Annotated in this window: 19 protein-coding genes and 4 tRNA genes; 15 read left to right on the forward strand and 8 right to left on the reverse strand. The window is 49.4% G+C overall.

The window, feature by feature from the left end:
* Positions 1–78: 78 nt before the first annotated feature.
* Positions 79–636, forward strand: a complete 558-nt coding sequence (gene pgsA / locus AC6R03_RS08845) for a CDP-diacylglycerol--glycerol-3-phosphate 3-phosphatidyltransferase (RefSeq protein WP_334550665.1) — start codon at positions 79–81, stop codon at positions 634–636.
* A 32-nt stretch (positions 637–668) separates the two neighbouring features.
* Here the strand turns inward: pgsA and AC6R03_RS08850 are convergent, their stop codons facing one another.
* A complete protein-coding gene (locus tag AC6R03_RS08850; protein WP_500631578.1) occupies positions 669–3,758 on the reverse strand; it encodes an EAL domain-containing protein in 3,090 nt (1,029 codons plus the stop codon).
* A 329-nt stretch (positions 3,759–4,087) separates the two neighbouring features.
* On the opposite strand from AC6R03_RS08850, the gene AC6R03_RS08855 reads away from it, so the two are divergent.
* The 4 genes from AC6R03_RS08855 to AC6R03_RS08870 all read left to right on the forward strand — a co-directional run bounded on the left by AC6R03_RS08855 (position 4,088) and on the right by AC6R03_RS08870 (position 4,508).
* Positions 4,088–4,161, forward strand: a tRNA-Cys gene (locus tag AC6R03_RS08855).
* Between the two features lie 3 nt (positions 4,162–4,164).
* Positions 4,165–4,240, forward strand: a tRNA-Gly gene (locus AC6R03_RS08860).
* Between the two features lie 78 nt (positions 4,241–4,318).
* Positions 4,319–4,405, forward strand: a tRNA-Leu gene (locus tag AC6R03_RS08865).
* 27 nt (positions 4,406–4,432) lie between these two features.
* Positions 4,433–4,508, forward strand: a tRNA-Gly gene (locus AC6R03_RS08870).
* Positions 4,509–4,629: 121 nt separating this feature from the next.
* Here the strand turns inward: AC6R03_RS08870 and AC6R03_RS08875 are convergent.
* Both AC6R03_RS08875 and AC6R03_RS08880 read right to left on the reverse strand, forming a co-directional pair.
* Positions 4,630–5,733 carry a PQQ-dependent sugar dehydrogenase gene (locus AC6R03_RS08875; protein WP_500629374.1) on the reverse strand — a complete coding sequence of 368 codons (1,104 nt, stop codon included), beginning with the start codon at positions 5,731–5,733 and terminating at the stop codon, positions 4,630–4,632.
* Positions 5,734–5,761: 28 nt separating this feature from the next.
* Positions 5,762–6,280, reverse strand: coding sequence for a GNAT family N-acetyltransferase (locus AC6R03_RS08880; RefSeq protein ID WP_500629373.1), 519 nt, complete (start codon positions 6,278–6,280; stop codon positions 5,762–5,764).
* A 241-nt stretch (positions 6,281–6,521) separates the two neighbouring features.
* Here AC6R03_RS08880 and pheS point away from each other — a divergent pair, with 241 nt between their 5' ends.
* The 3 genes from pheS (at position 6,522) to AC6R03_RS08895 (ending at position 10,476) form a co-directional block, all read left to right on the forward strand.
* A complete protein-coding gene (pheS, locus tag AC6R03_RS08885; protein ID WP_334550655.1) occupies positions 6,522–7,505 on the forward strand; it encodes a phenylalanine--tRNA ligase subunit alpha in 984 nt (327 codons plus the stop codon).
* An 18-nt stretch (positions 7,506–7,523) separates the two neighbouring features.
* Positions 7,524–9,929 carry a phenylalanine--tRNA ligase subunit beta gene (gene pheT / locus AC6R03_RS08890; RefSeq protein ID WP_500631577.1) on the forward strand — a complete coding sequence of 802 codons (2,406 nt, stop codon included), beginning with the start codon at positions 7,524–7,526 and terminating at the stop codon, positions 9,927–9,929.
* A gap of 307 nt (positions 9,930–10,236) precedes the next feature.
* A complete protein-coding gene (locus AC6R03_RS08895; RefSeq protein ID WP_334550651.1) occupies positions 10,237–10,476 on the forward strand; it encodes a hypothetical protein in 240 nt (79 codons plus the stop codon).
* Between the two features lie 157 nt (positions 10,477–10,633).
* On the opposite strand, the gene AC6R03_RS08900 is transcribed toward AC6R03_RS08895, so the two are convergent.
* Positions 10,634–12,073, reverse strand: a complete 1,440-nt coding sequence (locus AC6R03_RS08900; protein WP_500626853.1) for a sucrose-specific PTS transporter subunit IIBC — start codon at positions 12,071–12,073, stop codon at positions 10,634–10,636.
* Between the two features lie 237 nt (positions 12,074–12,310).
* Between AC6R03_RS08900 and AC6R03_RS08905 the strand changes: the two genes are divergently transcribed.
* The 3 genes from AC6R03_RS08905 to AC6R03_RS08915 all read left to right on the forward strand — a co-directional run bounded on the left by AC6R03_RS08905 (position 12,311) and on the right by AC6R03_RS08915 (position 16,395).
* Positions 12,311–13,300 carry a LacI family DNA-binding transcriptional regulator gene (locus tag AC6R03_RS08905; RefSeq protein ID WP_500629371.1) on the forward strand — a complete coding sequence of 330 codons (990 nt, stop codon included), beginning with the start codon at positions 12,311–12,313 and terminating at the stop codon, positions 13,298–13,300.
* 170 nt (positions 13,301–13,470) lie between these two features.
* Positions 13,471–15,090, forward strand: a complete 1,620-nt coding sequence (locus AC6R03_RS08910; protein WP_500629370.1) for a glycoside hydrolase family 32 protein — start codon at positions 13,471–13,473, stop codon at positions 15,088–15,090.
* A gap of 30 nt (positions 15,091–15,120) precedes the next feature.
* On the forward strand, positions 15,121–16,395 hold the full coding sequence (locus AC6R03_RS08915) for an EAL and HDOD domain-containing protein (RefSeq protein WP_500631576.1): 1,275 nt from the start codon (positions 15,121–15,123) through the stop codon (positions 16,393–16,395).
* Positions 16,396–16,474: 79 nt separating this feature from the next.
* Here AC6R03_RS08915 and cscK read toward each other — a convergent pair whose 3' ends face one another.
* Positions 16,475–17,401, reverse strand: a complete 927-nt coding sequence (gene cscK / locus AC6R03_RS08920; RefSeq protein WP_500631575.1) for a fructokinase — start codon at positions 17,399–17,401, stop codon at positions 16,475–16,477.
* 191 nt (positions 17,402–17,592) lie between these two features.
* Here cscK and AC6R03_RS08925 point away from each other — a divergent pair, with 191 nt between their 5' ends.
* From AC6R03_RS08925 to AC6R03_RS08935, 3 genes are all read left to right on the forward strand, one after another.
* Complete coding sequence (locus AC6R03_RS08925; protein ID WP_500631574.1) at positions 17,593–18,600, forward strand: LacI family DNA-binding transcriptional regulator; 1,008 nt, start codon at positions 17,593–17,595, stop codon at positions 18,598–18,600.
* A 317-nt stretch (positions 18,601–18,917) separates the two neighbouring features.
* Positions 18,918–20,162, forward strand: coding sequence for a thrombospondin type 3 repeat-containing protein (locus AC6R03_RS08930; protein WP_500631573.1), 1,245 nt, complete (start codon positions 18,918–18,920; stop codon positions 20,160–20,162).
* Positions 20,163–20,199: 37 nt separating this feature from the next.
* Positions 20,200–21,396, forward strand: coding sequence for a hypothetical protein (locus AC6R03_RS08935; protein WP_500631572.1), 1,197 nt, complete (start codon positions 20,200–20,202; stop codon positions 21,394–21,396).
* Here the strand turns inward: AC6R03_RS08935 and AC6R03_RS08940 are convergent.
* The gene (locus tag AC6R03_RS08940; RefSeq protein ID WP_500631571.1) at positions 21,383–21,829 is read right to left on the reverse strand and encodes a hypothetical protein; all 447 of its coding nucleotides are present in this window, start codon (positions 21,827–21,829) and stop codon (positions 21,383–21,385) included. The genes AC6R03_RS08935 and AC6R03_RS08940 overlap by 14 nt on opposite strands.
* Positions 21,830–21,867: 38 nt before the next feature.
* Positions 21,868–23,208 carry an MATE family efflux transporter gene (locus AC6R03_RS08945; RefSeq protein WP_500631570.1) on the reverse strand — a complete coding sequence of 447 codons (1,341 nt, stop codon included), beginning with the start codon at positions 23,206–23,208 and terminating at the stop codon, positions 21,868–21,870.
* A gap of 137 nt (positions 23,209–23,345) precedes the next feature.
* Here AC6R03_RS08945 and AC6R03_RS08950 point away from each other — a divergent pair, with 137 nt between their 5' ends.
* Positions 23,346–24,299, forward strand: a complete 954-nt coding sequence (locus tag AC6R03_RS08950) for a LysR family transcriptional regulator (protein WP_500631694.1) — start codon at positions 23,346–23,348, stop codon at positions 24,297–24,299.
* A gap of 18 nt (positions 24,300–24,317) precedes the next feature.
* On the opposite strand, the gene AC6R03_RS08955 is transcribed toward AC6R03_RS08950, so the two are convergent.
* Entirely contained in the window at positions 24,318–25,274 is a 957-nt protein-coding gene (locus tag AC6R03_RS08955) for an AEC family transporter (protein WP_500631569.1), read from the reverse strand.
* Positions 25,275–25,426 lie beyond the last annotated feature (152 nt).

Consider the following 25,426-nt stretch of genomic DNA (forward strand, 5'->3'; position numbering starts at 1 on the left):
GAAAAATCCCGCAACATAAGAGCCCGCCAAAACGGCGGATTGCCAGCCGTACGCACACAAAAAGAGCCTTAAATAAATATGCGTTTAAACATTCCGAACCTACTGTCTTTGTTGCGACTTTTCTTGATTCCCATTTTCGTCGTGGCATTTTATCTTCCTTACGCTTGGGCTCCATTCGCGGCGGCAATGATTTTCTTTGTGGCAGGGTTCACCGATTGGTTAGATGGCATGTTGGCGCGAAAACTGGGTCAAACTTCCCGTTTTGGTGCGTTTATCGATCCTGTTGCGGACAAAGTGCTGGTGGCAACCGCCTTGATTCTGATTACCGAGCACTTTCACTCCATTTGGGTGACCATCCCTGCTGTCACTATGATTGCCCGAGAGATCATCATCTCTGCGTTACGTGAATGGATGGCGGAAATCGGCAAACGCGCCAGTGTCGCCGTCTCTTGGGTTGGCAAAGTGAAGACGGTGAGCCAGATGTTTGCGCTTTGGGTTCTGATTTGGCGTTACGATGATTGGATGATTTGGCTCGGCTACGCGGCACTATACGTCGCGACGTTTCTTACCTACTGGTCGATGGCGCAATACTTGTTGGCCGCCAAAGATGATCTACTCGACGAAGAACATCATTAATCCACTACGTTCATTAGAAACAACACAGCCCGTCAATCGACGGGCTGTGTTGTTTCTAATGCTGACGGTTTCGTGAAGGCGGGTTGTTGCGCCGGAACGTAGTGACTGAGTTGATCTATAGGGCTTGGCATAGCAAAACAGTAGCCTTGCAAGAAATCCACATCCAGTTTGGTGAGTTTATCCAAATGCGCGGTGGTTTCCACGCCCTCTACCACGACGCGCAGCCCAAGCCCTCTCGCCATCACGACGATGGTCGAGACAAAATTAAGGTCGTTGTCGTTAAACACGATGTCTTTGACAAACGAACGGTCAATTTTTATCTCATCAATCGGCAGTTTTTGCAGTAAAGAGAGAGAGGAGAAGCCGGCGCCGAAATCATCGAGTGAGATCTTCGCACCCGCTTGGCTCAAGGTGGTGAGCGCTTGTAAGCAGGCGTCGAAATCTGTGATGGCGGCGGTTTCTGTGACCTCAAAACAAAAGCGGCTGACAGGAAGGTGGTGGTGATGAATGATGGTGATCAGCTCATGGGCGAAGTCGGGTTGGATTAATTGCTTTGCACTCAAGTTGACAGAGACATGCTGGTAGCGGCTAAGGCTGACGGACTGTTTAATGTCGCGACACACCTGATGAATCAGATGCTTACCCAGTGCACCAATCAGGTTGATTTCCTCCGCGAGACGAATGAATTGATGCGGCGTAACGTGTCCAAGCTGCGGTGAGTGCCAACGCGCCAAGGCTTCCACAGCGGTAAAGTGATTGTCCGTTGGGGAAAACAGCGGTTGGTAGTGCATGACGATTTCGCGGTTTTCAATCGCGAGCTTGAGGTGATGCTCCATGGTCACTTTATCAAACAGGGATTCTTCGTCTTGTTGGCGATAGCAGGCGGGCTGTGTTGCACCTTGGCGCTTGGCTTGGTACATGGCAATGTCTGCCCGCTTGATGAGATCATCGGGCGTTGTCGCATCCCACGGATACATGGCAATGCCAATACTGCCGCTGGCGACCAACTCAATCTCTTCGCAGTGCAGCGGTTTTTTGATGACGTCCAACATATCACTGGCGAGCGCCAGCGCTTGTTCGCGGTTTGCCACATCGCAAAAGAGTAAGAACTCATCACCCCCGAGTCGGGCGATGCGATGTGTCGCGGCTAATGTGCTTTGTATTTGTTGCGTGACATGTTGTAACAAGGCGTCACCGACATGATGACCAAAAGTATCGTTGATGAATTTAAAGCGATTTAAATCCATCAACATGACCGCTTTGGGCTGTGTAGGTAGGGCGGCAAGTTGGCTGTTCATGACTTCAATGATCTTGCGGCGGTTCGCTACGCCTGTTAGAGCGTCGTAATAGGCCATTTGACGGATTTTTTCCGCGCTCACTCGGCGCTCGGTGACATCGGTGACCGAGCCGATCATTTTCACCGCGCGACCCTGCGCATTATATAGGGCGGAACCAGCCGCATTGACCCACAATATCTCACCTTTCGAACTTTTTAAGCGAAATTCCAACTTGAAAGGGGTTTGATCGCGTAGATGCTGCTTGAGCGCTTGCTTTAGCGTGTCTCTATCTTCATGGTGAGCTAAGTCGATGACCTGTTCGAGAGGGTAGACGCCGCTAGTTCGGCTGGTCTCTATACCCACCATCGCCAGTAAACGACCATTGAGGCGAAAATGGTTAGCAGCGATATCCCACTCCCAAATACCATCGTTTGAACTATTGGACACCACTTCAAGTTGTTCGAGCAGTTGCTGTGATTGTTGCTCGTTGTGTTTGCTGGTGGCAATCAGTGCGTCACGCTCGATAAACAGCGCCAGCATATCTAAATAGTTATTGAACATCGCCATCGAGTGAATGTTGACTTCGTCACTGATGGCGTCCACAACCGACACCAGTTTCCACTGCTGCTGGGTTCCGGTGGCGATCGGGATGATGGTGGCAATGTAGTGGGTATCGTGTTGGATAAACGGAAAACTCTCGATCCCGTCGCTGATACGATGTTGACTATCCAACGTGCTAGGATGTGTCATCCCTTTCTCAGCCCAACTGTCGACGTGGTACTCACCATGACGCCCTGTGGCTAAACATGCCCAAGCGAGCGGACTGTTGTAGATACTCTGGGCATCTAAGATGGCAGAGAAGCCCTCTTGAGCGAGGGAATAAAAGTTTTCGAAAATCTCAAACGACGATCGCCCTTCATTGGTCAGTAAAGCTTGGCGAATCGGAGAGCCAAGGGTGGGGTCGATGGCCTTGAGACCTTCACGAGGCTTAACGCCACAAGAGCGCCGCACAATCAACTGTTGCTCGAGCGATGTGCTGATTCTTGAATAGGGTGCACCTTGCATCCGTTTAAGGGCACGAAAGAAGGCATCTCGAGTGAGCGTCTCAAGCCGCTGGTCGACAGTGGTGAGCGGCGGGGTAGTGTGGTCGCCAAGAAAGACATTGTCTACGCCAACCACCGCGATTTCCTGTGGTACATTTAGGCCCATGTGTTCAAGCTGTTCTATCATTCCGATCGCATTGTGGTCAGTGGCACAAATAATCGCGCTACATGGTGATTGGCGCTGTTGATAAAGCACCGCTGCTTCACGGCCGCCGGCCAGCGAGCAGTTGTTGACTTCGAAGATCATCGCTTGACTGGCAGGGTGACCATAGGCCTGTTGGATGGTTTTATAGGCAGAGAAACGTTGTCGAATGTCATCAACGGTAAAATCGCCACAAAAGCCTATCTGGCGGTGACCAAGTGAGGTGAGATGCTGGTAGAGGGCGGTGATTCCCTGAGCTTGGTCGCTAAAAAAGTGTTCAACGTCCAATGAATAATGTCCACCCATTGAAAGGACGGGAATGTTGAGAGAGAGGGCATGTTCAACCAAACGTTCACTGGCGCCACCGAGCAATACAATGAGGCCATCTAAATGCTGAAAACCGACGGGTAAATCGAACTCTGGATGATCGCCACTGCGAATAAACATCAGGTTGATATTGTTCTCAAAGGCAAGCTGCCTGAGGGTCGCGTTTATCTCACCCATGTAAAATCCACTCAGCACCGGCATGATGATACCCAGCGTCGGTCGCGTTGGAATAAGGTTGTCTGGTTGCTGCATTGGGGCTTGTCTCTCCGCCATATTCTTTTTAGAACTTCATTCTATATAGAACTCAGTGCCGAACGAGCAGCAAAGCAAGATTTTGTTTCTTGGCTCACGCTCTGTGCAAGAGGGTACGGGGCCTAGCGCACAGTTGGTGTCGATCTGATTGACAACGAAACAGACAGAAACAAGGTGAAGAATTGGCGGAAATTGAACAGAAAATAGTTAATTTTGAAAGTTTTGGCGGTAAATTAGACAAACGATTCAAAAAATAAAAATTAGTGTTGACGAACAAGTTCGAATCCGTAGAATGCATTCCGTACCCAAGAGGAAGGCAGCAAGCAAGCAGCTTAACTTGGTACAACGAAGGCGCGTTGGCAGAGTGGCTATGCAGCGGATTGCAAATCCGTGGACCTCGGTTCGACTCCGGGACGCGCCTCCATTTGCGACACTAGCTCAGTTGGTAGAGCGCAACCTTGCCAAGGTTGAGGTCACGAGTTCGAACCTCGTGTGTCGCTCCAAATTTTCAGATAGCGATAATTCGATATCTAGATGGTGTGTTACGTTTCCGTAACGGCATAACAAATTTAGATTTGTGTGCCCTGGTGGTGGAATTGGTAGACACAAGGGATTTAAAATCCCTCGGCGTTCGCGCTGTGCCGGTTCAAGTCCGGCCCGGGGCACCATCTAACGCTAAGTTATTAGCAAACTATGCGACACTAGCTCAGTTGGTAGAGCGCAACCTTGCCAAGGTTGAGGTCACGAGTTCGAACCTCGTGTGTCGCTCCAGTTTATAAAGCCCTAGCAGAAATGCTGGGGCTTTTTGGTTTTTGGTGATCGTCCTTGCCAGTGAATATTATCACCGTCTTAACTTGTAGCGGATTTAGCTGCGGCGCAGGCACCCAGCGTTCTAAGGCTTAGTCAGTTGAAACAGTTTTCCGCTGTCTGTACTAAACACGATGCCTCCGTTGGGGAGCACTTCGATATCTCGGATACGTTCACCTAAAGACTCCAGTAAGCGCGTCTCTTCGATGATGTTGTTGTTTTGCAAGGTCAATACGTTGATATGGGTGAGTTTTAAAGCCCCAGCGAGAAGTTTGCCATCCAGCTCAGGAAAGGCCTCGCCGCGATACAGCACTAACGAGCCAGGTGCGATAGAAGGGACATACACTTTTCGGGGAGAGGTTACGCCGGGCGCTTCTTCAGCTTCACCCACCGCAAGCGGCCCCCAATACTCTTTGCCGTGCGATGTGATAGGCCAACCATAATTCGCGCCTTTTTCTATCAGATTTATTTCATCGCCGCCACGTGGCCCATGCTCTATAGACCAGAGTGTTTGACTTGGGCCGTCGTAAAACAGTCCTTGGGGATTTCGGTGACCATAGCTCCAAATTTCTGCTTGCGCGTCCTTCTCGGTAATAAAAGGGTTGTCTTTTGGGGCTGAACCATCGAGATGAAGCCTTAGTATCGAACCTGCATGCGTGGAACGGTCTTGACCATTGGGCCGCTCACCACGGTCGCCAATGGAGAGGTAAAGGTATTGGTCATCAAAGGTAATCCGACTGCCAAAATGGCGACCGGTATCAGAGCCAGATTTTGTCACGAGCAGTTCACGCCACTGGCTGAGTTTACCCGCTTGAATCGTTGCAGTTGCCAGTGCGGTTTCAAGCGCATCGCCGACACGCTTAGTGAAGGTAAAGTAGTAACGTTCGCTCTCGAAAGGCGAACGGGCGACATCCAACAATCCACCTTGTCCCGACACCGCCACATCGCTGACTTGATGGATGGCCGTGTAGCGCTGAGTGTTGAGATTCACTTGACCGATTTCGCCATTTCTCTGGCTGATAAGTAAGGTGGTGTCATCGACAGCGGCGATTCCCCAAGGGACGTTGAGCCCGGAGACGATAAGATTGGCTTGCCACTCGTTCTCTGACGCTTGCGCAGTGGCGTAAGTGACGTTCAGTGGAGCAAGTGTACAGATTAAAAAAGCGCGCGTGAGAAATAGCTTGGTCATACATCGTCCTCTGAGTTAGAGCCGAAAACTAGTCCGTTATGAATGATTTTAGCATCCATACGTCGCAGCCGTTGTGCTCTGTTTCGTCCATTGGCTCGGATAAGTGTGTAAAGCCTAAGGATTCATACAGAGCGATGGCTTGCGTCATGCTTGCGAGAGTGTCGAGATAGCACTCTTCAAATCCGGCGGATTGAGCGAACGCCAAACATTGCAACGCCAACGCTTTGCCGATTCCGAGACCGCGAGTTTCAGGTAATAGAAACAGTTTCTTCAGTTCACAGCGCGTAGCGGATTGGCCAAACGGCGCCAAACCACACCCACCAACGACTTTGCCATCTGAGAGAGCGACCAAGTAGAGGCTGCGTTCGCTCGGTCGGTAGTGCTCACTCATGGCGAGCACTTCGGCATCGGAAGGGCCAAAGCCTTCCCCAATCGCGCCGAACTCTTGCCCGACACGTTTGATAATATGGCAGATTGCGTCGTTATGTTCCGCTGTGATTGGGGTGATGGTATGGTCTGGAGTGCTGGTATAGCTCGGTGTGTCCAATTCTGATTCCTTGTTCGTTTAAATGTGTGTTACCTACGATAGGCTTAAATAGAGTTTTATCAAGGCTTGGGGCGAATTTTCATTCAAAGGCAGTAATTATCACGATTTCGGTTTGGATTTGACCTTGGCATTCGTTACTATGTACAGCTATTTGAAAATGCCCACAATCCCTTTTGGGAACCTTATGGACACTACCACTTATGGCGGTTGTGATTGACCGACATAGGGTAATGAGGAAACGATGCAACATCTACAAGAGATCATTGCTAATGCGAACGCAGCCATTGATGCTGCGACATCGCTTGTCGCACTTGATGAAGTGCGTGTTCAATACCTAGGAAAAAAAGGTGAGCTAACGGCTCAACTTCAAAGCCTAGGTAAACTGCCACCGGAAGAACGTCGCGAAGCGGGTCAAGAGATCAACAAAGCGAAAGGTGTGGTTCAACAAGCTATCGCGGCGCGTAAAGATGCCCTTCAACGCGCAGAGCTAGAAGAGAAACTGGCCGCTGAAACCATCGACGTGACACTCCCTGGTCGTCGCATCGAAAACGGTGGTTTGCACCCGGTGACTCGTACGGTTGAGCGTATCGAGCAGTTCTTTGGCGAGCTAGGATTCAATGTTGAGTCTGGTCCTGAAATTGAAGACGCTTTCCACAACTTTGATGCCTTGAACATTGCAGAGGATCACCCAGCACGTACGGATCACGACACCTTCTTCTTCAATCCTGATTTGATGCTGCGTACTCACACATCGGGTGTACAGATTCGTACAATGGAAAACGGTCAGCCTCCTTTCCGTTTCATTGCACCTGGCCGTGTTTACCGTAATGACTATGACCAAACGCACACGCCAATGTTCCACCAAGTGGAAGGCATGCTGGTGGATGAAAACGTCAACTTTGCTCAGTTAAAAGGCATCCTGCACGACTTCCTATGCAACTTCTTCGAAGAAGAGGTTCAGGTACGTTTCCGTCCATCTTACTTCCCGTTTACTGAGCCTTCAGCGGAAGTGGATGTAATGGGCAAAAATGGCAAATGGTTGGAAGTTCTCGGTTGTGGTATGGTTCACCCGAACGTACTTCGCAGCGTTGGTATCGATGCGGAGAAATACTCTGGATTTGCATTTGGTATGGGTGTCGAGCGTTTGACTATGCTGCGCTACGGCGTCAACGACTTGCGTGCGTTCTTTGAGAACGATCTTCGTTTCCTTAAACAGTTCAAGTAATCCAGGGGATACATCACTATGAAATTTAGCGAATCATGGCTTCGTGAGTGGGTAAACCCTTCAGTCTCGACTGACGAACTTACTCACCAAATCACAATGGCGGGTCTAGAAGTAGACGACGTACTACCTGTTGCTGGTTCTTTCACAGGCGTTAAAGTAGGTAAAGTGGTTGAGTGTGGTCAACACCCAGATGCGGACAAACTGCGTGTGACTAAAGTCGATGTTGGTGCAGAAGAGCTGCTAGACATCGTGTGTGGCGCGTCGAACTGTCGCCAAGGTATCAAAGTGGCTGTCGCAACGGTTGGCGCTGTGCTACCGGGCGATTTCAAAATCAAAAAAGCCAAGCTGCGTGGTCAACCATCACACGGCATGCTGTGTTCATTTTCTGAGCTCGGTATTGATGTTGAATCTGATGGCATCATGGAGCTAGCAGAAGACGCAGTCATCGGTACTGATTTCCGAGAATTCCTAGGTCTTGACGATGTAACCGTTGACGTAGACCTAACGGCGAACCGTGCGGACTGTTTCAGCATCCGTGGTATGGCGCGTGAAGTTGGCGTTCTCAACCGCGCTGACGTAACTGAGCCAGCGGTGAACCCAGTGGCTCCTGTTATCGATGATCAAGTCTCTATCGAAGTGAAAGCGCCGGCGGCGTGTCCACGCTACCTTGGCCGTGTGGTTAAAAACGTTAACGTTCAGGCTGAAACGCCGCTTTGGGTGCAAGAAAAACTGCGTCGCTGCGGTATTCGCTCTATCGACCCTGTGGTCGACATCACTAACTTTGTTCTGCTAGAGCAAGGCCAGCCAATGCACGCATTCGATCTTGCTAAGATTGAAGGTGGCATCGTGGTTCGTATGGCAGAGCAAGGCGAAAAGCTTACTCTTCTAGACGGCAGCGAAGCTGAGCTAAACGCAGATACGCTAGTGGTTGCAGACCACAACAAAGCTCTAGCTATTGCGGGTATCTTTGGCGGTGAAGAGTCTGGTGTAACGACTGAGACTAAAGACGTACTACTTGAGTGTGCATTCTTTGCACCAGACCACATCCGTGGCCGCGCGCGTAGCTACGGTCTACACACGGATTCTTCCATGCGTTTTGAGCGTGGTGTGGATTTCGCACTACAAGCTAGCGCAATGGAGCGTGCAACAGAACTTCTTGTTGAGATCTGTGGCGGTGAAGTCGCACCTGTTGTTGCTGTAGAGTCAGAAGCTGACCTACCAAAAGCAAACACAGTAGCTCTACGTCGCACTAAGCTAGACAGCCTACTAGGTCACCACATTGCTGATAGCGATGTCGTTGAAATCCTAGAGCGTCTTGGCTTAGCGGTTGAAACAACAGATGCAGGTTGGACAGCAACAGCACCGACATGGCGTTTTGATATCGCTATCGAGCAAGACCTAATTGAAGAAGTCGGTCGTATCTACGGTTACGATAACATTCCTAACCAAAACCCAGCCGCAGCACTTAAGATGCACGACCACGTTGAAGCGAACATTCCGCTAAAACGCGTTCGTAGCTTACTTGTTGACCGTGGTTACCAAGAAGCGATCACTTACAGCTTCGTTGAGCCTGAGCAGCAAAAACTGATCGTTCCGGGTGTTGAGCCACTCATCCTGCCATTCCCAATCTCTGCGGATATGTCAGCAATGCGTCTTGGTTTAATTCAAGGCCTGCTCAACACTGTGGTTCACAACCAAAAGCGTCAACAGCCACGTGTTCGTCTATTCGAATACGGCCTACGTTTTATCCCTTGTGAGTCTGCTGAAAACGGTATGCGCCAAGAGCCAATGCTTGCTGGTGTTATCGCAGGTACTCGCAGCGAAGAGCACTGGGACATCGAAACCAACACAGTTGATTTCTTTGACCTGAAAGGTGACCTAGAAGCGGTGCTTGAGCTAACAGCTAACGAAGCCGCTTACTCTTTCGCAGCGCTTTCTGCTGAAGACAAAGCCGCAAACCCAGCGCTTCACCCTGGTCAATCTGCAGCTATCATCGTTGATGGCAAGCAAGTTGGTGTAATTGGTACCGTTCACCCAGAGCTAGAGCGTAAGTTTGGTCTAAACGGCCGTACTATCGTATTCGAAGTGGAATGGTCTGCAATCAACACCAAAGTGATTCCAGAAGCGGTAGCGCTTTCTAAGTTCCCATCAAACCGTCGTGACATCGCGGTCGTTGTTGACGAAGCCGTCGCTTCTGGCGACATCGTTGCAGCATGTCTAGAGCAAGGTGGTGAGTTCTTGAAAGGCGCGAAACTGTTCGATGTTTACGTTGGTAAAGGCGTTGAAGAAGGCAAGAAGAGCCTAGCCATCGCTCTGACCTTGCAGTCGGTTGAGCGTACGCTCGAAGATGCGGACATCGCCGGTGCGGTTGACGCCATCGTCGCGCACATCTCGGACAAGTTTGGCGCGAGCTTGCGCGATTAATTGTCCGTATTGACTGAGTAATAGAGAGCCCGAAGCGACTCCTTCGCTTCGGGCTTTTTTATCTCTATCGCTCTGCATCTCAACGGAAGCAGAAAAATTACTGTCAATAATGTTGTATAGTATGACAAAATATGTGTGCTGAGCGTGAGTTTCGTGCTTCAGTGAAGGTTACACTATCACTCCCCCCAAGTGTGTTGTTGCGTATCGATGAGATCGGTGACGCAACAGTTTTGCCCAAAAAGCAAACGTTTGCACCAAGGTGATAAGACAGAAATAGATACAGATAATTGAATATTAAGGGTTAGTTGTGGAAAAGTTTTTTACAGCATTAGATCAGTTGGGGTTAGCGTGCACCCCAACTCAAGAAAATTCTCAGACGCTCCTTTGGGATGGCGTGGTGGACAATCAAGGCACAGAGACCAATGTTTGGATTCGTTGGTGCAACGAATTCAAGCGCCCGATTTATTGCAGTTTTGGCTTTCAAAGTTATTGCCATGCATTGTTTATCCGTAAGAACTTTGACAACGCATACCCTATCAGCGCTTAATTTCGTGTGGCTATAGGTCACAAGTGAAAAAAGCAAAACGCCCCATTATCAATGATATGGGGCGTTTTTTGTTATTTAAGACATTTAACTCACAAAAAAAGAGCCCCGCTCAGGCGAGGCTCGGCGTCAAAAACATGTTTTGACTACAGGGGTTAGGTTAGGCCGTCGCGGTGGCCACCGCTTTGGCTTTGTCTCGCGCACCGAGTACCAATGTCAAACCAAAGGCGACAGCGAATGAGATAGCCATGCCGGCGACATAGTATCCAATCTTATCAGGGGTGATTGAGATAATGCCCGGTAGTCCTGCTGCGCCCAATGCTTGTGCTTTCACATTGAATAAGGTGACAAACGCACTCGCCGCCGCTGCGCCAATGATGGCAGCGATGAAGGGGTAGCGTAGCTTGAGGTTCACACCAAACATTGCAGGTTCGGTAATACCGAGCAGAGCTGTAATACCAGATGGCATTGCGATACCTTTCAGTTTTGTCTCTTTGGTGGTGATGCCGACCGCTAGTGCCGCTGCACCTTGTGCGACGTTCGACATTGCCGCAATCGGGAAGATGAAGGTACCACCGGTCACAGCGATGTCTGCCAATAGTTGAGTTTCAATAGCGATAAAGCTGTGGTGCATGCCGGTGATAACAAACGGCGCGTAAATAAAACCAAACAGCGCGCCGCCAATAAAGCCAGCCGAGTCGTAGAGCCAGTTGAGGCCATCACCGAGCAAGAAGCCGATATCGCGGGTAATGGGTCCAACGAGTGTGAACGTCAGGAAGCCCGTAATAAAGATTGCCAGCATGGGTGTCAGCAAGTTATCCAACACAGATGGGATAAACGAACGTAGGCCATTTTCGACTTTCGCTAAGATGAACGCTGACACGAGTACAGGCAGAACCGAACCTTGATAGCCGACTTTCTGAATCTCAAAACCAAAAATGTTCCAAGTCGGAATCGTACCTGCAACGCTCGCGCCGCCAAAACCCCAACCATTGAGCAAATCTGGGTGGACCATCAACATACCCAGTGCTGCGCCTAAGAAGGGGTTACCACCAAATTTCTTACTGGCAGAGAAAGCGAGAAGAACTGGCAAGTAAACAAAAGGCGCATTGGCGAAAGTGTTAATCATACTTGCAAGATCGGCGAGGCCTGGGTTTGCGTCAATGAGTGACTGTCCTTCAATGAACAGACCTGTCGCGGTCAGCACATTAAACAGACCCATCAACAGACCTCCCGCCACAATGGCAGGGATGATAGGGACAAAAATGTCCGATAGCCCCTTAACAGCGCGTTGGACGATGTTCTGCTTTTGTGCACCCGCAGAGGCAACGTCCGACGTCGACATTTCGCTCATGCCAGTCAGTTTCGCCATTTCTGCGTAGACTTGGTTGACGATGCCTGAGCCAAAGATAATTTGGTATTGCCCTGCCACTTTAAACTGACCTTTGACGCCATCGAGATTGCCGATAGCCTCTTCATCGATTATCGAATCGTCTTTCAATGCTAGGCGAAGACGAGTCGCGCAGTGGGCGAGTGCTTGGAGGTTATCTTTGCCTCCTAGCAGCGTGAGCAGCTCTTTTGCAATGTTAGGATAATTCATTCCGGACCCCAGTTTGGTTCGTTACTGTTGATTATATACAATTCTCGCTTGTTCTCTTTGGGAACGTTTGCAATATGGATTTTTGGAGATTTAACCTATTCAGTCAAAGAATATTGGATGTTTATGTGAGATGGATCGGTTTATATTTTTTGCTAAATCGTTTGAGCAGAGTGATTTTTGCGGTGTTTTTTGCTAATTTTTGCAAACAATCCCAATAAGTTAACCCAAGGAATTCCGATGGCGAGCCTACATGACGTCGCGAAGTTAGCCGGCGTCTCTAAATCGACGGTATCCCGAGTCATTAATGATGAATATGGCGTGAAAGAGGCCACCAAGCAAAAAGTGATGAAGGCAGTCGAAGAGGTCGGTTATGTGGTGAATCAGGTTGCCAAAGACCTTAAATCGCAGAAAACCAATTTGGTGGGCGTCATCGTTCCTCGTATGTCATCAAACGCTGTTTCCCTCGGTGTTGATGGCATCAGCGCGGCGTTTGATGCCGCAGGAAAACACGTATTGTTGGCGAGCTCTCAACAGCTGTCAGAAAAAGAAATTGAATACATTCAGGTGTTTAATCAAAAGAGGGTCGAGGGTATTGTGCTCTATGCGACCCATATTGACATGCAATTGGTCGATGCTATCCGCGCCTCTCGCGTTCCCGTTGTACTTGTCGGGCAAGATGGCTCTCTGTTCAACATACCCAGTGTGGTACACGATGATTTGCGCGTGGGCTTTGAAGCGGGTCACCGCTTATTGGATGTGGGCTGCAAAAACATCGGCTTTATGGGGGTAAGAGACTCCGATATCGCTGTCGATAGCTTGCGTTCGCAAGGCTTAGAGCAAGCCCTAAGCATGCGCGGCGCACAACCTCTGCTGTTCCATAGTCATGGAGAGTTTTCGGTTGATTCGGGTTATGCGCAGATCCCGTCGCTTATCGAGCAATACCCTCAATTGGATGGCCTATTTTGTGCGACGGACCGCATTGCCGTTGGCGCGATCAAGGCCTTGCAAGAGCGTGGCATTCGAGTTGGCGAGCAAATCAAAGTGCTCGGAGTGGGGAATGATGAACTGGGCTATGTGGTATCACCGAGTTTATCTACCTTTGGTTATGCCTTTGATAAAGCGGGAGAAAAAGGTGCCAAGCTACTGCTCGATTTGATCGAAGGCCAACCTCAAGAAATGAGTAAAGTGGTATTAACGTTTCATCGGGTTGATCGAGAGACGTGCTGATCCCTTGATACTCAGATTTTTATCTTCAGTTAGGCTACTGGGACACATGCTATCAAGCACTTAGCCTTAAAACGACCACTGAAGTGCGGTTCATGACGGACTCATTGCTTGCTCAAACCATCATTTTTGATTAATCTTGCAAACGTTCCCAAAATTTTAGGTGTTGAGCCATGTCGTTTGAATACTACGTTGCGCTGTGTGGCGGTGAAGAAAATCTCCTTCGAGTCCTAATCCCCGATAGTCGGTTGATCTTTGCGGTGAAAGAGAGGGATTGCTTGTCAGATGAACTCGACCTCAAGGCCATAAGCCGTGTCGGTGACGAATGGCAAGTAACTTTTGTTCGTCCCTCAGACATAGAAGCCGAGCTTCTCCAGCTTGGGCAAAAGATAGCAAAGCGTCAGCAACTAGCGCTCAGCGAGGCCATGGTGCCTGTCGCGTGCTCATATCGTCCTAAGTGGCACGTTTCTCCGCCGCAAGGGCTTCTCAATGATCCAAATGGCTTTATTTATCATCAAGGGCAATACCACCTCTTCTATCAATGGTACCCGTTTGGTTGCGTGCACAAAGACAAATACTGGGCTCACCTGACCAGTAAAGACTTAGTCAATTGGCATTGGCAGCCAGTGGCATTGACGCCATCGGATTGGTTCGACAGTCATGGCGTATTCTCGGGTCATGCGCTGAGTGATGATGAGACATTAATGCTGTTCTACACAGGTAACACCCGGATTGATGAGCAGCGGGATCGGCACACCACGCAGTGTCTTGCGACTTCAACCGATGGCATTCATTTCATCAAGCATGGCCCAGTGATTGATTCGCTGCCACCAGGCGTGACTGCCCATATTCGCGATCCCAAAGTGATACGTCACCAGCAGGAGTGGTTGATGTTGCTCGGTGCGCAAACCACCGATCTGAAGGGGCGCCTGGCGGTGTATCGCTCTGATGACTTGCGCAACTGGACTTTCTCGGCTTTGCATGGTGATGAGCTTGGCGATTTTGGTTATATGTGGGAGTGCCCTGATTGGTTTGAACTCGGTGGGGAGACGTTTGCTGTACTTGGCCCGCAGGGGATCGAATCGTTCTCGCCTCTCAATACCATTCCACACCATAACGGCATTGCCCGCGCATCATGGGATGGTCAGCAATTGCAGTTGGAGGATTTTGTACACCTAGATTACGGTTTTGACTTCTATGCGCCCCAAACGTTGTTAACACCTGATGGTCGACGTGTCATGTGTGGCTGGATGGGCTTACCTGATGAGGTGGATCAGCCATCCAGTGACCACGGTTGGGTTCATCAACTGACGGCGCCACGCGAGCTCACTTACAGGGATGGGAAATTGTATCAATGGCCTGTTGAAGAATTGATGCAGCTAATGATAATCTCCAGTACATTAACATTGTCTAATGTAACTCAGCGTCTCGACGTAAACAGCTATCAACTAGAAGTTGAACTGCAATGGGGGCAGACGTTAAACCTTTTCGAAGGTCATGGGCAAAAGGTAGCTTTGACCGCAGACGCTAACCACCGCCGGTTGGTACTAGATCGCAGTGAGACGCAAAATCGCGCTCAAGATGAATGTCGAGAAGTGCCGCTGACCAGTGATAGCGTTCGTTTACTGATTTTAGTCGACACGTCCAGTGTCGAAATATTCATTAACAGCGGTGAAGCGGTGATGACCTCAAGAGTGTTTGTCGATGCTCAGTCGACGGGCATTTCGGTCACGGGAGCGGCAACCCGTGCTGAACTGAGATATATGAACCAAACGACGGAGCCATTTGTTTAGCGGTTCGTCGAAGTTGATAAAGGGCGACCAATGGCAGTATCGGAATACCTCGCATCGAAGGAAAAACAAGATCAGGGTTTAGCATCCGCAAGTTACTCATTTATAGCACGACAGCCTATTTTAGATAGTAATCGAGAGACTCATGCCTTTGAACTTTTGTACCGCGACGGTGAGCACAACGGTTTTCCGGTGCATATGGATTCCTCTTTGGCTACGCGAAAGTTGCTTGCGGAGCACTTCCTCAGTTACAAAGCGAGAGTGTTGGAATCCTACAAAGGGTTTGTCAATTTCAGCCAAAGTTGCTTGATAGATGGTGTTCCTTTTGACTTTCCCAGCGATTCTTTAGTGGTGGAAGTATTAGAGCAGTGTCAGCCCGACGAAACGTTGTTTCAAGCGCTCAGCAAGCTTAAGAAAGCAGGTTACACCATCGCATTAGATGATCATGTTTTCGATTCGAACTGGCAACGGTTTTACCCGCTTATCGATATTATAAAAGTCGACATTCAGCAAACCTCCATCCCCAAAAGTGCGCTAATGATTGAGGGTTTAAAACATCTCGATATCATGTTTCTTGCGGAGAAGGTCGAGACAAATGACGAATTTGAAAGGGCCAAAGCGTGTGGCTTTACACTTTTTCAAGGCTACTTTTTTACAAAGCCGGAAATCATAAAGAGTCGAAAAATTAACGCGTCATTTACTGACTTGATGTCGTTATCCGAGAAACTCTCTGCAGATATTATTGATTTTGACGAAATTAGCCGAATTGTGGCTAAAAATCCGGTCCTATCACTCCAGCTTCTCAACTTCATCAACGGTAGTTGCAAGCTTCGTGCGCCGATTCAATCCGTCAAGCAGGCAGTGGCTTATCTTGGTGAAGACAAGTTGAAGAAGTTTGTAACTTACGTATTGATCTCCTCACTCGCGCCCGGAAAACCAGAAGCTTTGTTTCTCATGTCATTACACAGAGCAAAAATGTCGGAATTGCTGGTGCATTATATGCGTCGATCAAGCTTAAAAAATCTTGCATACCTCTGCGGTTTACTGTCTCTGATCGATGGCATTCTCGATATAGATATGCGTGAGGCTTTGCAGTATATCCACTTAGATAGCACCATTAAGCAAGCATTGATTTATCGAAGCGGGACTTTGGGGCAGTTAATTGATTTATTTGAATATATTGAAGCGTCAGAGTGGGATAAGATCGATCAGATTCGTCGATCCCTAGACGTGAATGACCAAGATATCATTGGCTGCAATGTTGAGGCGTCAATGTGGCTTAATGAGCTTTCAGTGCAGCCCGATTAGTATTTCTATCAATGATCATTATATCGCCCCATCTGCTCAGAAGAGCCAAACGGGGCGATGAATCCTCCATCAAAGGCGCTTAGAGTGCAGTGATATAATCGCGTAGCGCACTTTCGGATGGCAGTGCGGTCATCGCGCCTTTTTGGGTTGTCGCAAGTGCGCCACAGCCATTGGCCCACTCAACGGCATGATGAATAGCCTCTTGGTTATCCCATTGATCGTATTGAGACAGTTTAGCCAGTAGGCCGCCCACGAACGCATCGCCTGCGCCTGTCGTATCGATGGGTTGAATTGCCTTTCCAGCTTGTAGGGTCTGCGTCCCCTCAAAAACCACCAACGCACCTTTCGCGCCTTGCGTGACGACCACCAAGCGGTTGTTGTTACCCTTAATCGCCTCTAGTCCGGCATCGAGTGTGTGGGTCTGTGTGAGGTACATCAGTTCATCGTCAGAAAACTTAAGCACATCTGCCAGCTCAAGCGCTTGGCGAACAACCGGTAAAATCTCACTAGGGTTAGCCCACACTTCTTCTCGCAGGTTAGGATCAAAACTCACATAGCCCCCGGCGTGTTTAATTCGACGCATCGCTTCCAAAGTGCTACTGCGGCTCGGCTCATTCGCCAGTGCAATAGAGCAGACATGCAGCCAATCTCCGGCAGCAAACTCAGGAATATCGCTGGGGATCAAGAACTGATCGGCGCTGGGTTTGACCATAAAGGTGAAGCTGCGCTCACCGCTGTCGTCCAGATCGACGATGACAGTCGATGTGCGCTGTTCATCATCAAGCCGCATGCCCTGTGTGTTGACCTTTTCTGCGGTTAAGGTCTCTTTCATAAATCGGCCCAGTGGGTCGTTCCCTACACGGCCGAAAAATCCACTCTTGCCGCCTAATCTGGCGATGGCAACCGCCACGTTTGCGGGTGCACCGCCCGGACATTTTAAGTAGGTGGTGTCGGAATCTGGAATCAGGTCGACAACCGCGTCACCTGTCACCCAAATCATGCTCATGCTCTGTTCCTCGCATAAATAAATATTGGCCCATTATAAAGCTAAATCGGTTTAGCTAAATGCTAAACGGACTGTTTTGTGGTTTAGATCGTTTAATTTCTGACAAAAATCGGCCTAGGTAGAGTAAAGATAGTATTTCCTTCTCAGCGGGGTAAGATAAGGACCGATTTTGAGGTAAAGAAAGGCTGAGGGTGATGAACAAAAGGCCCAAATTGGCAGATATCGCGGCGTTGGCAGGGCTATCGAAATCGACGGTGAGTTTTGTGCTTAACGGACATGCAAAGAAACACCGAATTCATGCAGAGACGGTTGAAAGGGTACTAGCGGTAGCCAAAGAGCACAACTACGCCCCCAGTTTGTACGCACGGGCGTTGAAATCAAGTCGCACCTACAGCGTCGGCTTAGTGATTCCCGATATCCTCAATATGGGGTTCGCCACTATTGCCAAAAGGCTTGAGCAGCTAAGCCGAGAGGTGGGCTACCAACTCTTAATAGTCTCTTCAGAAGACGATGCCGATATGGAGCAAAGCGTCATCAAACACTTGCTGGAGCGCCAAGTAGACCTACTGCTGGTGGCCAGTGCAGCGCAAAATGCCGATTTTTTACTGGATGTGAATCAACACACGCCCGTCATCACCTTTGACCGCGTGTTTGAAGGTAGTCCCCTTTGTGGCGTGAAAAGTGATGCGACTGCCGCCACAAAGCAGGTGGTGGCAAAACTGTGTCACGAGTGCAGCGAGTGCGTTTATATCGGCGGGCAGCTTACGCTCTCTACTAGCCAAGAGCGATTTGAGGGGTATCGACAAGGATTAGTCAGTGCAGGGCTCGATTATCAGCCACAGCATGTGTTGATCAAAGATTATCAACCTCAAAGTGGCTATGAGCTGATTGAGCAGGCTCACCGGTCTATGGGACGTTTACCCCAAACGGTTTTTACCGCCTCATATTCCATTTTAGAGGGCGTGCTCCGTTATCTCAGTGAACACAAGCTATTAAATGCCGACATTCGTCTCGCGACATTCGATAACTATTCGATCCTTGATTGTCTGCCGCTGGCGATCGATTCCATTGAGCAAGATTGTGAGCAAATTGCACTGGCGCTGTTTGAGTGTGGCCAATCCATACTGGAGCAAAAAGATGACGTTTTATCCAACCCTTACGTCATTCCTGCGAAAGTCCATCTACGGTGTATGGATTAGGTATGAGAAGTCGCACAAATCCAAGTCTAAAAGTGTGATTGCTATCAAATCTTAAGTATCTTATGCGCATAGAAACGGTTTTTCCTAAGTATTTGTTAATGCTTGTTTGTCAGTAGATTGTAAAAAAAAGGTTATTTTTATTGATTTTCTGGTGGTAGTGCGAGATGTCCATAATATGTTGTTTTTAAATATATTTTGTTTTGTCAATACATAAAATGATTGATTTATTGTGACTTGGATTGCGAATTTGAAATAGATAAAAAACATTCCTATCGTTTTCACCTGTTAGTTGTGCAATAACATGGATAGGCATAGGTATGCATAATATAAAGGTGATACCTCTCGGGATAGCCATCTTGGGAGTGCTAGCGGGGTGCGACAACGGCGGCTCCCCACCGACAGAAGCGTCGTCATACAGTGTCACAGCCATAGATGGTTATCTCAATGGCGCACGTGTGTGGTTAGACTTAAACCGAAACTTTGAGCTCGATGATGGCGAGCCCAACGCAGTGACTGGCGAAGGCGGTGTCGCTGAACTCGATGTGACTGGCGTAGATAACCCAGAACAATACCCCGTAGTCGTTCAGGCTATTGCGGGACAAACGACAGACGAAGATCAAGGTGTGGTGACAGAAAATTACGTCATGTCAGCACCGGCAGGTGAAACGGCTGTCACCCCTCTCTCTACCATCGTGCACAACGTGCTCGAACAAAACCCTTCTTTAACCAAATCTGAAGCCACGCAACAAGTTGCTACCGAACTTGGGATCGCATCGGATGATGTACTTGGTGATTTTATTGCTGGTGGCGCTTCAAAAGCGAAATACGCTGCGGAGCAGATCGTCAGCTTGGGCGTCTTGCCACAAGAGCCTGTTGAGCTTAAACAGGCGGCAACCTCAACGGACAGTGCGTCGAGCAAATTTAAAATTATTGTTGCAGCGGCCAATGAGGACATCAAAGCCATTTTGGACACGGTCAGCGACGAGCAGAGCGCCGAGGAGATTGAAACCGAACTCAATACTAAAATGCCACCGGAAAAACCCACAGATAGCGATGGCGACGGTGTTGGCGATGAAGATGATTTATTCCCAGAAGATGCCAACGAGTGGGCTGATGAAGATGGTGACGAGCTTGGCGATAACCTAGCCGACGAATACCCCAACGACACCGACAATGATGGTTACAACAACGATGTGGATCAGTACCCCACAGATAGCACTCGAGCCGGTGATGATGACGAAGATGGATTCGATAATCTCGACGATGAGTTTCCAAACGATGCGACCAAGGCAGGGGACTCAGACGGTGACGGAGTCGATAGTGTCAATGACTGGGCGCCTGAAAATCCCGATGAGTGGGAAGACTCAGACAACGACGGTACGGGGAACAACGGTGATACCGATGACGACAATGATCTTGTCCTAGATGATGTTGATAACTGTCCGCTTGTATCAAATGAAGATCAGGCAGACAGTGATAACGATGGCATCGGTGATGTGTGTGATGAAGACAACGGCTTCACTTGGGATGATTCAAATTGGGATGAAGCGACTTGGCAGTAACTCGCCAAAGCGATGGTAAAATTGAAAGGAAAGTATCATGAAAAACACTAACAAACTCGTGTTGGCGGCGGCGATCAGTCACTTAGTTGCGTTCAGTGCTTACGCTGCGGTCCCACATACATTCAGCTCAGGCGACGCAGCACTGGCGAGTGAGGTCAATGCAAACTTTAGTGACTTAGATCAGCGTTTGACGACACTAGAGAACGGCTCAAGTTCAAGTGGAGACGGAACGGGGTCTGCTCCTTATACAACGATAGAGATTGATTGTAGTAGTGACTCAACCGCACTTGCCACAGCCGTTGACGCATCACGCAATACGACAACACGTACAACGTATAACATTACCGGCAGTTGTGATGGCGCTTATATTGTGCGAAACGATGTGAAGATTGTCGGTACTGGTGGAGCTATGATAGGACCAATCTTGGGAGATGATTGGGACGGTGAGTCACTGTATATTGATGGTCAATCCACAGTAAGAGTGTTCGACGTTACCTTGACAGGTACAGTTTATGCTCGCAATAGTTCAGCAGTGCGTTTGCAAAATGTTGTACTTCCCGTTCCGGCTATGGATGGTGACGAATACGAGCGAAATGTCGATATTCGCTCTTCCTACCTGAGAATCAATGCCGGTACGGTAGAGAACCTCTCTTTGCACGCTTCCCGCAACTCAACGGTAGACATCAAAAGCAGCGTTACCGGTGATGGCTTGATGCTCATTTCTGACGCGAACTCAACCATTACCCTTGATAGCTCAGACGTTTCTTTCGAGTACATTGTCGCGGTGGGGAGTTCTGTCATTAAGGGCCCACTACTATCCGCCACGGAAATCATCTCTGAGGGTGCCTCATACATTGAAGCTGATGAATTGGTTGTCGGTGAGTTTTTAGATATTTGGGGCAGTGCGCGTGTCGCCGTATGGGGTGACGTGACCGTTGAAAACGACACCGGTGACGGTATCAGTGTTTACCAAAACAGTTCTTTAGTTGTCGACGGCAGCATTACAACCAACATCATGGAATGTTCCAATTCGTCATCGTTTGAAGTTGAAGGCAACATTACATTGGAATCGACACTACCTTGGAGCGATGTATGGGGTTTGGCAGTGCAACGTGGGTGTCATGGCAAGTTTGGTAGCTCCGATGACGGCGGCACTTTGACTGGTGGTGTATTCGTAGATCAATTCTCATCTCTGCACGATGCGGACTGGATGCAAGTCTCTACATCGGAATAACGAGATTGATAGCGTTGAAACGAGCATAGATGGAGGTTCGGGTCTGATACCACTCGGCGGGCATGGCGTTCAGCAGGCCCGCCTTTTTTAATTGGTTCTTTTCGGCTTTGGTGATGACAACAAAATGCAGCAAACTTTGCAGTAGTCGCCTTAGCTGTGGTTTGGTTAGCTCACCGTCTCGCCAGTGGCGTTTGATCTCACCCACCACCACGGCATAAGGGACGACAGGTTCTAGCTCACACCCTTTGATGTGGTTGACCTGCAAAGAGCGAGGGGCACTCGAGCGCAATTGCTCCCAGTCTGCTTTTCCTTGTCTCGTCACCAAACCGTGAGCAAGGCAGTAGTAACTGAGTAGAAATCGTTCGATGTGCATCCAACGCTCAGCCGATACTTCCAGCCAGATGTGTTCAAACTCAATATCAATATCGGTCATGATTTGGGACATTAGGGTGAAAACCGCGAGTGTAGCGATTAACTGACCGCGTGCGCAAGTTCAACGGTTTGACTCTGCTTGCGTACCGCCGCCATCAATTGTGCGAGCAGCAGTACGCCCGTCACCGCTAGACCAATGCCGATGCCCGCCCAAATCCCTTCGAGTTGATGGTGTTTCATCAACAGCCAAGCTGCAGGTAGACCGAACAACCAGTAGCCGATCGCGGTCATGATGGTCGGAGCAATCACGATTTTCATGCCGCGCAGTAGATTGATCGCAAGCAGTTGCCAAGCATCCACAACAAACGACAGCGCCACGACCCAGAGCACTGAGACCAACAAGGCGCTGAGGTCTGCACTCAAATTGAATAGATGAGCGATGCCTTCTGGCCAGAGCATAAATCCGCCTGCCAGAATGACGCTAACCAGGGTGGTGATCGTAAAGCTACGTATGGCGGTTTGTTTAATGCCGCTATAGTTCTGCGCACCAAAATCTTGGCCTACCAGTATCGCGGCGGCTTGGGAGAAGCCGAAATTGACGTTCCATGTAAAGCTCAAGCATTGCAGCAGAATTTGATGCAGTGCAAGAGCACTGATGCTGATGGCGCCTGCCATCAAGGTACCGCCATAGATCAAGCCGTGCTCAAGCAAGGCTGCAATGGCGATAGGTAATCCCATAGAGAGTAGGGGAATCATGAGCTTGAGCGAGTACTCATCACGATTTAGCCAAGGGGCATATGGGCGATATTTTTCGCTGCTAAAGACCCAGTAGCCATAGCCAAGCATAACACTAAAGGCAGAGAGCGCCGTGCCTGCGCCTAGACCAGCGAGACCAAAATCGAAGGTAAAAGCGAGGAGGTAGCTGATCGGCACATTGAGCGTGACGGTGAGCAGAGACATCACCATGATTGAACGCACATTGCCGAGCGCGCTTGTTAGACCACGCAGTACTAGGAGGATCAAAGAGGGCAGCATCGCCCATTTTAAGGTATTCACGTAAGTCATGGCGAGCTCAACCAGTTCGTCGGGCTGCTTGGCGTAACTCAGTAAAGAGGGTACCCATTGGAAGGCGACCATTAATAGCACAGAGAGCGTGAGCGAGAGCAGCACCGCGCCTTTCACCGCGAAGCGAATTTGTTGGTCGCCATACTCCGGGCGACCAATTCTTTGCCCATAAGCAATCGCAATCAGGTTTGCCACGCATCCAACGGTGCTGCTCGCGATGATAAAAACAAACGAGTAGACCGATGCGCCTAAACCGCCAGCGGCGATGGCGGTCATGCTTAGGCGTGACATCATCCAGACATCCGTCAATACCAGTGCCATCGCAATCAGTTGCGACACAATAAGGGGCAGCGCCAGTTTTAAAATGGTATTCATAATGTTCTCGATCTTGGCTGTGTGCTGTCACGATTTTGTTCGTGATCTCTATCACGCTAAGTTAGTGGTTGTTCATCTGGTTTTCAAATGACATTTATGCCACTCTGGTATGATCTGAGATCATGCGAGTAAAGAGTGTGCACCCTTACCCGAATCTCCCGTATTCTCATAACGCGCTGAAAGTATTCGAGTCCGTGGCAAGGCTGATGAGCTTTACCAAAGCGGCGCAAGACCTGCATGTGACGCAAAGTGCAGTGAGCCGTCAAATTAAGCAACTGGAAGATGATCTCAATTCATCCTTAATTGTACGTCAGCATCGGGCGATATCATTGACGCCGCGCGGAAAAGAGTTGTTTGAAGTGCTGCGTAAAAACTATCAGTCTCTCTCTCATTTGATCGCATCTTGGCAGGCGCCGACAAGAAAACGAATTGTGATTAAAAGTGCGCTCAGCTACGCAACGCGCGTCTTACTGCCCAAGGTGGAAATGCTCAATCAACGTTACCCCGATCATGAGGTGGTGATCATCCCCTCTATTGAGGAAGACCCGGACTTGAGCCATGAAGATTGCGATTTGCTTATCATCAACACCCAGCGTCGTGAGCAGTATCAGGGTCAGAAAGGGGTCACCTTTCTGCGTGATGAATACATGGCACCAGTCTATGCACAATCGATGTCTGAGCGTCGGATCACCCAACAGGATGTACTCAGCTTGCCCCACCTTCATGCCACATTGGAGCATCAAGATTGGAATATCTGGCTGAACAACGCGGGGTTAGATGGCGAGAAACAAGGTCGCGATACTGTGTTCTTTAGTTTGGATTTGGCCCTCAGTGCTTGCTTGTCCGGCCAAGGCGTGACCGTCACGGATTTGTTGTTGGTCTTGCCGGAGCTGCAGCGTGGCTTTTTACAATGCCCCGAAGGGTTGGCGCTGCAACATAGTCATTGGTGTTACTTTTGCTACCGAAATCAAGATGACACATTAAGTCAAGAAATCTTGGAGTGGCTGGTGGCACAAACAGAGCAAGAGAGGGCACTGCTGCGCCGCCTAGCGCATGAGCACGGTTGGGGATTAGAGAGCGTCAGCTTATAAGTCTCATTGGCAACGGCGTTAAAACGCATCAAGGCCAATCAGAATCATGACACCTAGGGTACATGTGAACGTTGAGACGACGGTGGTCAAGGCGATGATGTTGGCAGCAAGTGTCGCGTTACCTCCCATTGAGCGTGCCATTACATAACTGGCGGCGGCCACCGGAGAGGCGTTCATGAAGAACAGTATCCCCAGCTCTACTCCGCGAAATCCCCACCAATAGCCAGCACCTGTGATGGCGATAGGGGCGAGCACCAGTTTGTAGCCGGTCGCAAACCAGGTTGGCTTTTGATCACTCTTCATCGACGAGAGATTGAGCGACCCACCGGTACAGAGCAAGGCCAAAGGGAGCGTCATACGCGCTAAATAGTCACCTGCGTCAACGGCCACCTTAGGGACGGGAATAGATAATAGATAGAACACCACGCCGGTGACGATAGCGATGATCAGTGGGTTTTTGGTCAGGGTTTTGACCATCACTTTTGCAGCCTGGGTGCCAGATGTCTGCCCGCGAGGGGTTAAGCAAATCACCGCTTGAACGTTATAGATAAAGGTTGTAGCCGCGACGTAGAGCGCAGCTTGTGCGACGCCTTGATCGCCAAAGGCGTTAGCCACATAAGCGATACCTATGATGGCGGTGTTGGCGCGATAGCCACCTTGGACAATCACCCCTTTATCCGCTGAGCCAGCAAAAGCACCGTTGACGGAGAGTGTGGTGAAAATGAAAAATGCCACACTGGCAATGGCACCAAAGCCGATAAATCGCCCGGCTGAGACGAAGTCGTGATCGGAGATGACGATACTCAAAAAGAGCATGGCAGGTAGGCAGACTTGAAACACCAGCTTTGACGCGACATCGATAAAATTGTCGTTGACTAAACCGATGCGCTTAAACGCCACACCCAATACCAGCATCAAGCAAATAGGGCCGGTAATGGAAAGTGAGAACTGTAACTGACTAACAATGGCGTCCATGCGTGATCCGATTATGAAGAAATAAGTGGAGAAGAATCCACAACATAGCGATTAGTTGGCGAGATCACAATAGCGACATCTTACCAAGGTGAAAAACAGTCAAGCCTGGTGTTCTCACCAGGCTTGTTAGGCGCAGAAAGCGCGCTCGATGA

Source organism: Vibrio sp. R10-SG-ISO4, assembly GCF_059834135.1.